Origin of the sequence: Salinirubrum litoreum (assembly GCF_020567425.1) — an archaeon.
Lineage (GTDB): Archaea > Halobacteriota > Halobacteria > Halobacteriales > Haloferacaceae > Salinirubrum > Salinirubrum litoreum.
Genome location: NZ_JAJCVJ010000002.1, coordinates 722,785 through 734,737, shown reverse-complemented (window position 1 = coordinate 734,737; position 11,953 = coordinate 722,785). Strand labels below are relative to the sequence as shown.

Annotated in this window: 10 protein-coding genes; 4 read left to right on the top strand and 6 right to left on the bottom strand. The window is 69.8% G+C overall.

What is annotated here, in order from left to right:
• Positions 1 to 7: 7 nt before the first annotated feature.
• From LI337_RS12280 to LI337_RS12260, 5 genes are all read right to left on the bottom strand, one after another.
• Positions 8 to 175: a hypothetical protein gene (locus LI337_RS12280; RefSeq protein WP_227230132.1), complete on the bottom strand. Its 168-nt coding sequence runs from the start codon at positions 173 to 175 to the stop codon at positions 8 to 10.
• Between the two features lie 49 nt (positions 176 to 224).
• The gene (locus LI337_RS12275; RefSeq protein WP_227230131.1) at positions 225 to 950 is read right to left on the bottom strand and encodes a hypothetical protein; all 726 of its coding nucleotides are present in this window, start codon (positions 948 to 950) and stop codon (positions 225 to 227) included.
• A 106-nt stretch (positions 951 to 1,056) separates the two neighbouring features.
• A complete protein-coding gene (locus LI337_RS12270; protein ID WP_227230130.1) occupies positions 1,057 to 1,368 on the bottom strand; it encodes a hypothetical protein in 312 nt (103 codons plus the stop codon).
• A gap of 69 nt (positions 1,369 to 1,437) precedes the next feature.
• The gene (locus LI337_RS12265) at positions 1,438 to 1,929 is read right to left on the bottom strand and encodes a metallophosphoesterase (protein WP_227230129.1); all 492 of its coding nucleotides are present in this window, start codon (positions 1,927 to 1,929) and stop codon (positions 1,438 to 1,440) included.
• A gap of 79 nt (positions 1,930 to 2,008) precedes the next feature.
• A complete protein-coding gene (locus tag LI337_RS12260) occupies positions 2,009 to 3,223 on the bottom strand; it encodes a phosphoglycerate kinase (protein ID WP_227230128.1) in 1,215 nt (404 codons plus the stop codon).
• Between the two features lie 959 nt (positions 3,224 to 4,182).
• On the opposite strand from LI337_RS12260, the gene LI337_RS12255 reads away from it, so the two are divergent.
• The 3 genes from LI337_RS12255 (at position 4,183) to LI337_RS12245 (ending at position 9,187) form a co-directional block, all read left to right on the top strand.
• Positions 4,183 to 5,409, top strand: a complete 1,227-nt coding sequence (locus tag LI337_RS12255; protein WP_227230127.1) for an Ig-like domain-containing protein — start codon at positions 4,183 to 4,185, stop codon at positions 5,407 to 5,409.
• Positions 5,410 to 5,496: 87 nt separating this feature from the next.
• On the top strand, positions 5,497 to 6,714 hold the full coding sequence (locus tag LI337_RS12250; RefSeq protein WP_227230126.1) for an Ig-like domain-containing protein: 1,218 nt from the start codon (positions 5,497 to 5,499) through the stop codon (positions 6,712 to 6,714).
• A 40-nt stretch (positions 6,715 to 6,754) separates the two neighbouring features.
• Complete coding sequence (locus LI337_RS12245; protein ID WP_227230125.1) at positions 6,755 to 9,187, top strand: Ig-like domain-containing protein; 2,433 nt, start codon at positions 6,755 to 6,757, stop codon at positions 9,185 to 9,187.
• Between the two features lie 54 nt (positions 9,188 to 9,241).
• Here the strand turns inward: LI337_RS12245 and LI337_RS20195 are convergent, their stop codons facing one another.
• A complete protein-coding gene (locus LI337_RS20195) occupies positions 9,242 to 9,709 on the bottom strand; it encodes a VanZ family protein (RefSeq protein WP_227230124.1) in 468 nt (155 codons plus the stop codon).
• Between the two features lie 168 nt (positions 9,710 to 9,877).
• Between LI337_RS20195 and LI337_RS12235 the strand changes: the two genes are divergently transcribed.
• Positions 9,878 to 11,806, top strand: coding sequence for an aldehyde ferredoxin oxidoreductase family protein (locus tag LI337_RS12235; protein WP_227230123.1), 1,929 nt, complete (start codon positions 9,878 to 9,880; stop codon positions 11,804 to 11,806).
• The last annotated feature ends 147 nt before the right edge of the window (positions 11,807 to 11,953 follow it).

Below are 11,953 nucleotides of genomic sequence, written 5' to 3'. Positions count from 1 at the left end.
GAGACGGTCACTCGCCGCCGACGAAGACGGTCTTCAGTCGGTTCCCGCAGTGGGGACACGAGAGCGTCTGCCACGTCTCGGGGTCGAGATTCCCCATCGTCTCGCCTTTGATGGCCTCGTCCGAGGGGACCTCGCGGTCGCAGGTGTCGCAGTGGTAGGTGTCGCTGTCCGCCATCACCGGTCGTAGACGCCGACGGGGCCTAAACGAGTCGCTTCTCGGGCAGTCAGTCCGCCCACTCGCGCTCGGCACGGCGTCTGATACCCCGGAGCATCCCCATCGTCAGCAGCGTCGAGAACGGTTCGAGCGCGACCGCACCGGCCCTGCCGGCTGGCGACTCGACTGCGATCCGCGACCGGACGAGCAGTCGGCACGAGGTCCGGTCGACCGGCGCGAGCACGAACGCCCACGTCCACGTCGGCGGGTCGTCGTCGGTCCGGAGCACCAGTGCACGGTCGGGGTCCGCGAGCGCGACGCGGAGATAGCCCGCCTCGTCGGTCACCGCCGGATGGTCCGCGGGTGCGAGTCGGATCGTGTCGCCCACCGCGAGGTCCTGCCACGCCGGGACGAGGTCGTCGGCGTTGTGGATGTCGAGACCGGCGAGGTTCTCCAGGAGTTCGTAGCTGTAGAAGCCACCGCGGTCCTGCCCGAGCTGGACGAGCCACGGCCAGACCGCCTCCGCCGGGGCCGAGATGGTGATACCGTTCGTCGCCTCGAAGGTCGCCGTCGGGTTGAGTGCGTCTCCCGGCAGGGCGGCGGTCGCCTCCGACCGTGTCGCCCCGAGCCGGAGGAGTCGCGGCCGGACGACCGTCGCGTAGACGGCGAGGCCGACCGCAGTCCTGACGCCGGTCCGGACGAGACGCCCGAGGCGACTTCGCCGTCGTGGCTCGGACTGCTGGGACGCGGCAGTCCGGTCGGTCTCCGCTCTGTCGGTGTGTGTCTCGGTCGCCATACGTGGAGAGACGGTCGCCGTCGCGATAGCGACCGACCCTGATTCCCGCAGGTCGGGCGGTCGAGTGTGGGCGTCGCTCCGCAGCGGTCGAGTTCAGGAGTGCGGATCAGTACCCGACGTCGCCCGGGCGTCGCGTCGGCCACAGCACCGCCAGCACCGACAGGACCGTCGTCAGCAGGATCAGCGGGAGCGAGGCGACGACGGGGCCGACGAGCGTCAGGGGACTCGCACCCGACTGGACGACCGCCAGCACCGCCTCGGAGTGGTTGTAGTGGACGACCACGACCGCGAGGACGATCGCGACGATCGCCGCGGTGACCGCTTTCTTCACCGCCCACCACGCCTTTCCCGCCGCCGAGAGCCCACGCCACTTGCGATACCGCCGGCGCTGGTACTCGAAGATGCCGATGCCGAACATGGTCGGTAGACGACACCAGCGGAGATAAGTATAGTCGCCGATCCGGTCGCGTGACGGCCACCCGCGGCGCTACCCGCGTTCGTGGAAATCGACCGACCCCGAGGCGGTGTCGAGCGTCGCCACCGAGAAGGTGTCGTCGGCGTCCGGAATCGGCAGACCACCGGGGTTGACGCGCACGGTCCCGTCGGTCGCCTCGTGGGCGCGCTGGTGGGTGTGGCCGTGGCAGACGAAGTCGTACTCGCCCGACCGGACCAAGGCCTCCCGGAGGTGTCTGTTCGTCCCGTGGTAGACCGCGATGTCGGTGTCGTCCAGCGTGAGACGGCCGCACTGGCCGAGGTAGGTGCCGAACCCTTCGACCGTCTGCTGGAGCGCCCACTCGCCGTCGTTGTTCCCCCTGACCGCGTAGAACTCCCAGTCACCCTCGAACGGCGTCGCCGAGAATGGGGCGACGAAGTCGCCGCAGTGGATCACGACGTCCACGGCTGCCTGCTCGAACTGTGCGACCGCCCACTCGACCGCGTCGAGGTTGTCGTGGGTATCGGAGACGATGCCGACGAGCATGGCTCGTGGTTCGACGCCCGGGCGTATCAGCGTACCGCCGGAGTGGCGCGGCGACGGCGGGGTGGCCGCCGACGGTCGCTCAGTCGCGCTCCTGCTGGAGGACTTCCACACCGATCAGCGAGTCGCCCGTCAGCGCCCGGATGTAGGCCCCGCCCGCGATGGAGACGTGCGAGAAGTCGTCCTCGCTCAGGCCGTACATCTCGATGGCGCGGGAGGTGTCGCCGCCGCCGACGACCGAGAAGCAGTCGGTCTCGGCGATGGCTTCGAGGACACCGACAGTTCCCGTCGAGAAGCGTTCGTCCTCGAAGACGCCGAGTGCACCCTTCACGAAGACGGCGTCGGACTCGCGGATGATGGGTTCGTACGACTCGACCGTCTCGGTCCCGATGTCGAGGTAGGACTCGTCTTTCTCGTCGACGTCGGCCACACGGACTTCGGCGCGGTCGCCGTCGTCGGCTTCGTACGCGAGGTCGGTCGCGAGGCGGATGCCGTCGCCGCGTTCGTCGATCAGGGACTCGATGGTCTCGTGGTTCGCGTCCCACTGACTGTCGTAGAGGTCGGCCTCGGGGTCGAGGTCGAAGCCGACCGGCGCGCCGTCCGCGCGCAAGAACAGTTCGCCCGCGATACCGCCCATGCAGAAGGTGTCGACCTTGTCGCCGATGGCGTGCATCACGTCGATGACGTCGGTCGCCTTCGTCCCGCCGACGACCATCGTCACCTGCCCGTCGAACTCCTTCTCCGCGATGGCGGTGTTGGCCTCGTACTCGGTCTCCATCACGCGCCCGGCGTAGGCCGGCAGGACGAGTGGGAACCCGACCAGCGAGGCGTGCGCGCGGTGGGCCGCCGAGTAGGCGTCGTTGACGTAGGCGTCGACGTGTCCCGAGAGGGTCTGGACGAACTCGGAGTCGGCGTGGGCTTCGGGCTCTTTCTCGGGCAGTTCGTCGTCGCACATCCGGGTGTTCTCGAGCAACAGGGCCTCGCCGGGTTCGAGGGCGTCGATCGCGGCGAGTGCCTCCTCGCCGTAGGTGTCGGCGACGAAGCCGACGTCGTGGCCGACGTGCTCGGCGAGGATGTCCGCGTGGCCTTCGAGTGAGATGAAGTCGTCCCGGCCGGGGCGGCCCTGGTGGGCCATGAGGACGACGCGGTGGCCGGTCTCCATCAGTTCTCGGACGGTCCGGGCGTGTCGCTGGAACCGGCGATTGTCCTGCGGCTTGCCGTCTTCGACCGGCGAGTTGAGGTCGAGTCGGACGAGGACGCACTGGTCGTCGGGGAGGTCGTCGAGCGTCTTGAACATACAGTCGGGAGCACGCCGTGCGGGAACTTAGTGGTGCGTGAGATGGACTCGGCAGGATAGACGTGTGACCGATACTCCGCTGTGTACCGCGACTGCTACTGCACCAGCACCGCAGACCGCGACCGCGACCACAACAGCACCGCTACCCGACCCGGGACAACCGGACTATTCGACCGCGACCGCACCGCGACTGCAACCCGCCTCAGCACCGCTACTCGTGCCAGCGCGAGAAACCGCACCGCAGACAGCACAGCACCGCACCTCGTCCTCCCCAGCCTCGGGACTGCTCTCGGCACCGCCCGCAGTCCCTCCCTCGCGCACGTTCCTCGCGCGCGCCGAATTTCGGACGAAAGCGCACGACTCCACTCGTCACCCGACAACTCCGACAGCCCGGAACCCCACGAGGACGCGATCTGTCGACGACCGACACAGAGCAGTGTCCGAGCGACAGCGAGGACCTGCTCGCAGGTCGCCTCGTCGGCAGTCGGGGAGGGTGGGGAAGCTACTACGACAACCGGGTTCCGAATCGACAGCCGCCACGCCGGGTGAGAACCAGTGACGACGCGATGGGACGCTTAATTCCGGGTGGGACTGAAAGGGGCCGGCGTCTCGGCCCCTCCCGGACGACATAAGCACTGGACTGAACGAGGGCGCGGAGCAACGCGACGCGCCCTCGTGAGGGAAGGGCGCAGCGAGTCCCGGAGGGTCGAGACGCCGGGGGCTTTCACTCCTCGTCGTCCGCGACTCACTTGACCGCAACACCGTGGTCCAGGGGCTTTCACCCCTCGTCGTCCGTGACTCACTTGACCGCAACACCGTGGTCCGGGGGCTTTCACCCCTGGTCGTCCGCGACCGGCCCGTCCAGGTTCACATCTCCAACGCACCCACTTGGCCCGGAACACACGTCCACCTCCCAGTCGTCACCGAGTATTAGTAGCCGCCCCGCCAAGTTCCACGCCGTGACGCGACGCCTCGGGCGCAGAGCCGTCCTGTCGGCTCTCGCCGCCACCCCGCTCGCTGGCTGTGCGATCCCCGGCGACCGGCGCGGGACACCGACCGCGACCCCCGACCCGGTCGTCCTCCCCTACGCGAGCGACGACCCCGAGGAGAACCTCGACCGCGCTCGCGGGTTCGCCATCCAGAACCGCACCGGGACGGAACACTTCGTCACCGTCGCGGTGGACGCGCCCGACCGGACGCTGTTCGTCGAGACCCGCACCGTCGACCCGTGGAGCGTCTTCCGGACCGGCGACATCGTCCGGAAGCGCGGGGTCTACCGCGTCGTGATCGAGACCGGCGCGGGCGACCGGGCGGTCCACGGCTGGGTCGTCTGGCCCGGCATCGAGGGGTTCGAGGCGTTCCTCGACGACGCGGGCCTGCGGACCGTCCAGTCGGTATTCTGCGGCCCGGACTGCCGACCGGTCTCGGTCGGCGGGGAGAGCACCGACCTGCCGTACCGCGCGCCGGACGCCGCGTTCAGCACCCGGACGGCCGCGCTCGCCGTCCGGAACGCGACGACCACCGCGCAGGACATCGCGGTCGGTATCGCCGACGGCGACCGGACCGTCGTCGACTACGAGTACGCGGTCCCGCCCGGCGTCGGCGTGCAACTCCCGGTCACCCGGACGCCGGGGGTGTTGGACCTCCGTCTCGCGGCCGACGGCGAGACGTACACCGAGGCGTGGCACGTCCCCGAAGAACAGCACGTCCGGTTCACGGTCGGCGCGGCGAGCATCCGCCCCGACTGCCGGGACCAGACGCCCGGACTCGCGGTGACGCGCCTCCGGAACGACGACGGCGACCCCCATCGCCTCCGGATCGAGATCAGCACCGACGGCGACCGCGTGGCACAGCAGACCTACGACCTCCCCGCCCGGTCGTCACTCCCCGAGATCACGATCGGCGGGGTCTCCGGTAACGCCAGCGACGACACGACCGAGCCGAGCGAGTCACCGACGGGAAGCGAGACGCCGACACAGGACGACGAGTGGAGCGGGAACCCGGAGATGCTCCCGACGACGACGGCCGACGCCGACCGGTACGACCTCCGGGTCGTCGTCGACGACGAGCGCGAACTCACGGCAACGTGGACCATCTGTTACCCCGACGACGAACTCACGGTGGAGGTCGACGCCGACGGTACGCCGCAGCTGTTCAGCCCGACACGCGGACTCATCCGACTCTGAGCCGAGACGCGCGGGCGGCGTGCTGGGTCACTTTCTCCGGTCTGTGTGTGCCGGTCCACTTTTGCCCGTCTCGTGCCAACGCGGTCCATGGACAGACGCGCCCTCCTCGCGGCGCTGGCGGCCGGCGCGACCGGCGGACTCGCCGGGTGTAGCGCGCTCCCCGGCGTGGACGACGTCGGCTCGTTCGGCGCGGACGCGACCGACCGAGCCACCCGGACACCGCGCCCGACCCCGGTCGGCCCGGCGGTGCCGGAACAGACCATCGAGGTCGCGAACGACCGGAACGAGTCGGTCTACCTCACGGTGGTCGTCGTCGCCCCCGGCGGTGACGAGGCGTCGGCGTCCGCAGACGACGCCGAGGAGCGGTCCGACAGCGCGCCCGACGACGAGAGCGGGCAGTCCGCCACCCCGACCGCGGCGGTCGACCCGGACGCGACCGCCGCCACCGACTCCCGGACGGTCTTCGTGGACAGCGCGACGATTCCGGCCGGGCGAGAGGCGACCTTCCCGGACGTACTCCGAACCGCCGGCGACTACGAGGTGGTCCTGGAGACGGCCGACGGCGAACGCGCCACCCACGACTGGCGCGTCACCGACACCTTCGACGGACTCGCGGTCGGCGTCGGCGAGAGCGTCACCTTCCGGAACGCGGTGCGGTGTGGTCCGGACTGCTCGCTCTCGGTCGGCGGCGACTCGGGCGACGCGGGCGAGTTGCCGCTGCTCGGCGACGGGAGCGGCCGGTGGTACAGCCCCGCGACGCTGGTCGTCACGAACCCGACCGCGACCGACCGCGAGGTCGGCCTCCGACTCTCACTGCGAGACGAGACGCTGTTCGACTACCGATACGTCGTCCCGGCGGCCAGCCAACTGACCGTCCCGGCCAGCTACCGGTCGGGGGCCTACGACCTTCTCGTCACTCCCGAGGGGAGCGACCCTATCGACGACGTGTGGCGCGTCCCGGAGATGATGGAGCGCCACGTCACGCTCGGCGAGTCGGTCGCGCTCGGCTGTGGTCGGGCGACCGCCGAACTCCGGTTCCGGAACGGGGACCGCGACCGGCGAGCCGTCGCGGTGACGATCCGACAGGCCGGCGAGCGACTGTACCGCGGCACGGTCAACCTCGAACCGAACGAGCGCCAGACTCTCTCGCCGGTGCCCGGGTCCGGCCGGTACGAGGTGTCGCTTCGGAGCGACAGTGGCTCGCAGACCACCGAGACGTGGTGGGCCTGCCCGCCCCACGGACCCGCCGAGATTCGCCTCGACAGTGCCGGTCAACTGTTCTTCCGACAGGAGCTGTCCGGATGACCCGAGTTCGGAACTGGACGCCGTCCGGAGAGGGTCGACCGTGAACCGCCGGCGACTCCTCGGACTCGTCGGAGCCGCCGCGACACCCGGACTCGCGGTCGGTCTCGCCGGCTGTAACGCGCTGGAGGACGTGCGGTCGGCGGGCGAACGCGGGACCGCCAGCGAGAGAGCCGGAGACGGCGAGAACGCGACCGGGCCCGACCCGGACGCGGCGGCGACCACCGCGAGCCTCCCCTACGACGACGGTTCTCCCGTCACGCCGCGCGGGATCACGGTCAGGAACGTCGCGGAGACGGCCGCGTACGTCACGCTCGCGGTCGAGACCGACGCCGGCGAGCAGGTGTTCGTCTCCAGCGAGCGTCTCGGCGGGCGGCGCTTCGTCGGCTACGACGCCCTCGTCGCCGCCGAAGGGGAGTACCGCGTCGTCGTCGAGACGGCCGCCGGCGAGCGTGCCGAGACGACGTGGCGCGTCACGGACTCGCAGGGTGACCTCGGCGTGACGGTCGGTGACGGCGTGACCATCCAGCAGACCGTGCGCTGTGCGCCCGACTGTGTGCTCGCGGAGGGCGGCACGGCGGTCGGCTACCCGGCCGGCGACTTCGACCCCCGCGGCCGCCGAGACGACACGACGCTCCGGGTCGTCAACCCCGCCGCCGGCACCGAGACAGCGACCCGCATCCGGGTCGGCACCGACGATCAGTCGGTGTTGGACTACCGGTACGAGCATCCGGCGGGCGTCACCCTCGAACTGCCGGTCCCGCAGTACGCCGGCGAACTCCCGATCACGATCACCGCCGGCGACCGCGAGCGTCGGTTCGACTGGCGACCGCAGGTGACGCCCTCGCTCCGGGCGATTCTGGCCGACTCGATCCAGTTCCGGTGTGGTGTGGGGAACCGCGATCTGCAGGTTCTCAACCCCGACGACGCGACGAGCGAGGTGGCGGTTCGGGTGTTCTCGGCCGCCGGCGAGAGCGAGAACACAACCCAGTACGAAGACGAGAGACCGCTGTTCGCGGAGACGGTCACCGTGCCCCCGAGTGGGAGCGTCGAACGCTCGGACGTCATCGCCTCGGCCGGGCGCTACCGCGTCGAGGTCGTGGTCGGCGGTGACGCCGTCGAGGCGATCTGGGAGACGTGTCCGCCGCGTGGTGCGCTGATCGTGGTCGTCGGCGAGACCAGCGTGTCGAGCGTCCGCGTCGGGAGTGACGCGGTGACGACGAACCCGGTCGGTCGGTCGGTAGGGACCGGCAGCGGTGGTCGGTCGCGACCGACGCTCTCCCGGCGTGGCGCTTTTGCGCCGTGGGACCGACCCGTGAGTATGAACCGGCGGCGACTGCTTCGGCTGGCCGCACTCGGCGCGACCGGCGGGAGTGTGAGTCTCGCGGGCTGTGGCGAGCGCGCGTGGTCGCCGCCGCCGGGGTTCGGCCGCGACGACGACCGGCAGAAGACAGCGACCGCCGGCAGCGACGACCCCGCCGACACCGGCGAGGGTGCCACGGCGACCGACGACCGACCCGACTTGCCCTACACCGGCGGCGACGACCCGGTCGACCGCGCCCGGACGCTCCGGGTCCGGAACCCGACACTGACCGCACAGTTCGTGACGGTCGTCGTCGAACACGGCGACCGGACGGTGTACGTGGACAGCGCGAACGTCCCGCCGAACGCGACCGTCGAACACAGCCGACTGCTCGGCAGTACCGGCACCTACCGCGTCGTGATCGAGACCGCCGCCGGCCGCCGACTCGAACGCGACTGGCGGATCGAGGGCGTCCTCGGCGGCCTCGACTGTCTGCTCGCCGACCCCATCGAGGCGGTGCAGGTCGCCCGGTGTGCGCCCGACTGCCCGCCGCTGTCGCGGGGCGGGACCGAGACCGGCCTGGCGTTCGACGATCCGAGTGGGCTCGAACCGTGGTCCGGGACGACGCTGGAACTGACGAACCGGACCGGCACGACCCGGGAGGTGTCGCTGACGATCACCGGACGGCGGGACCGCCGACTCGACTACGACTACCGTCTGCCGGGCTGGACGCGGGTGTTCGTCCCACTCGTCTCCGGCGGCGGCCAGTTCGCGGTCGAACTGACGAGCGACGGCGAGACCGCGCGCTACGACTGGTCGGCCCGCGAGACGCGGGCGCTGTTCACCTCGGTAACCGCCTCGGGTCCACTCGTCGGCTGTACCGGCGGGCGGGCCGACGCGGTGGCGGTGAACCAGTCCGGCGCGTCGGTGACGCTCTCGGTGCGCATCGCCCGCGACGGTACCGACGTCGCCGACGCGACGTTCACGCTCGCCCCGGGTGAGCGCCGCGACCTCCCCGACGTGTTCGCCGGCACCGGCCCCTTCGCACTCGACCTGTCGACCGACGCCGGCAGCGAGGCCTCCTACCGGTTTCCGATCTGCCCCGACACCGGACCGGTGTACCTCGTCGTGGAACCCGACGGGACCGTCACCGCGAGTGCGACCGCACCGTGATCGGTCGTGTCGGCGTCCACGGACGATTCGGTCCCGCCAGTGTCCGTCGTCGACTCAATTCCGCCGGCGTCCGACGGTGACCGCCACGCCAGCGCCGAGGGCCGCACCGACGAGGTTCGCGGTCGCGTCGGCCACGGAGGCGGTTCGACCGGGGTGGGGCCACTGGAGCAGTTCGACGCCGAGGCCGACACCGGCGGCGACCGCGACCGCGAGCAGTACGACCCGGAGGCCACTGCGGTCGCGGTCGGTGCGACTCACCGCAGGAAGTAGTGTTCCGGCGAGCACCGCGTAGCCGGCCCCGTGGAGCCACTTGTCCGCACCGACGAGACCGAGCGGTCCGAGCACCTCTGTCGTCGCTCCGCCGTCCGGCGACGACCCGAAGACGAGTGCGGGTGGGACGAGCGAGGCGCCGACGAGGCCGAGGGTGACGAGTCCGGCGACAGCGAGCCAGCGTCTCCGCGAGGAGTCTCTCGGCTCGCTGTCAGTATCGTGCCCGCTCCCGGTTTCGTCGTCGTCCGACACGGCGCGGTCTTGGCGGGCGGGCGAGGTAAGTGACGCGGCCGGGCCGCCCCGCGACGCCGGTGAGATGTCCCGACATCCGTGTCGGCGACGGGACGTAACCGAATCGGGTTACGTTCGTGTGAGAACGACTAACACCACAGCGTCCTTACCTAACTATCGTAGATTACCATGACAGAACTCGGCGGATTCCAAGACCACGTGGCCCGCGTGGACCTCTCGGCTGGCGAGGTCGCGTACGAGGGCATCGACGAGGAGGACGCGAAGAAGTACATCGGCGCGCGCGGACTGGGTGTCAAGTACGTCTTCGATCAGGGACCGGACGTGGACCCGATGGGTCCCGACAACCTGCTCGCGTTCATGAACGGGCCGCTCACGGGGACGCAGACCGTGATGAGCGGCCGGATCGCCCTCGTCACGAAGTCCCCATTGACGGGGACGGTCACCGACTCGCACCACGGCGGGTGGTCCGGGGCGCGACTGAAGTGGTCGGGCTTCGACGGCCTGCTGTTCACCGGGAAGGCCGAGTCGCCGGTGTACGCGGTCGTCGAGGACGGCGAACTCGAACTGCGCGACGCCTCGCACGTCTGGGGCGAGAGCGTCCACGAGACCATCGAGACGCTCGGCGAGGAGGTCGAGGGGTCGGTCGGCAAGAACACCTCCATCATGGCCATCGGGCCGGGCGGCGAGAACGGCGTGAAGTACGCCTGCGTCGTCAACGAGGACGACCGGGCCTCCGGCCGCGGTGGCACTGGCTGTGTGATGGGGTCGAAGAACCTCAAGGCGGTCGTCGTCAAGTCGGGGACGAGGATGCCGAAGCCGGCCGACGCGGAGACGTTCCAGGAGGGCTACCAGCAGGCGATGCAGGTCATCCAGGAGTCCGACGTGACCGCGCCCAACGAGGGCGGCCTGTCGCTGTACGGGACGAACGTCCTGATGAACATCACCGAGGAGATGGACGGCCTCCCGGTGAAGAACGGGAAGTACACCTCGACAGAGTCGATGCGCGACACCGAGGGCGCGACGCTCGACGCCGAGGAGGTGTCGGGTGAGAACGTCCGGGAGAACATCCTCGTCGACGAACCGACCTGTCACTCCTGCCCGGTGGCGTGCAAGAAGGAGGTCGAGGTCTCCACGATGCACAAAGGCGAGGAGATGAACGTCCGGATGGAGTCGTACGAGTACGAGTCCGCCTACGCACTCGGTCCGAACTCGGGGCACACCGACCGCGACCAGGTCGCGGTCATGATCGACCAGTGCAACAAGATGGGCGTCGACACCATCGAGATGGGCAACGTGATGGCCATGGCGATGGAGATGTCCGAGGAAGGCAAACTCGACGACGTCGGCGAGACGCTCGACTGGGGCGACACCGAGACGATGGTCGACATGATCGAGCGTGTCGCCCACCGAGAAGAGGGCCTGCCGGATCTGCTCGCCGAGGGGCCGAACGGCATCGCCGAGTCGAAGGACGCCCACGAGAACTCGCTGGCCGTCAAGGGACAGACCATCCCGGCGTACGACCCGCGCTGCATGAAGGGCATGGCCATCGGCTACGCAACCTCGAACCGCGGTGCCTGTCACCTCCGGGGGTACACGCCCTCGGCGGAGATTCTCGGTTTCCCGGTGAAGGTCGATCCGTACGAGTGGGAGGGCAAGGGCGAACTCACCGCAACCTTCCAGGACATGCACTGCATCTCCGACTCCTTCGACATCTGCAAGTTCAACGCCTTCGCGGAGGGCATCGAGGAGTACGTCCTGCAGTACAACGGCATGACCGGCCTCGACGTGAGCGAGGAGGAACTGCTCGAAGCGGGCGAGCGAATCTACAACCTCGAACGCTACTACAACAACCTCGCCGGCTTCGACGGCGCGGACGACTCCCTGCCGGACCGCTTCCTGGAGGACGGCATCCGGGGGCAAGGTGCCTCCGAGGGCGAGTACGCCGAACTCGACGAGATGAAAGCCGAGTACTACGAGGTGCGCGGCTGGGTCGACGGCGTCGTCCCGGACGAGAAACTGGACGAACTCGGCATCGACGTCGGGCCGGGTACGGGCGTCTCAAGCGAGGGCGACTCCCCCGCCCCTGCCGACGACTGACCGAGACCGACACGCTCGTCGGTCCCGAGTTCTGTCGGGGGACGATTTTCGATCGGGGATCGGGTGTCTGCGACGCCGATCCGTGGTGAGACGCCGACGGAGACGAGGAGCCCGCGCTGGATGGTGGATGGTTCGCGGTGCGCTGTC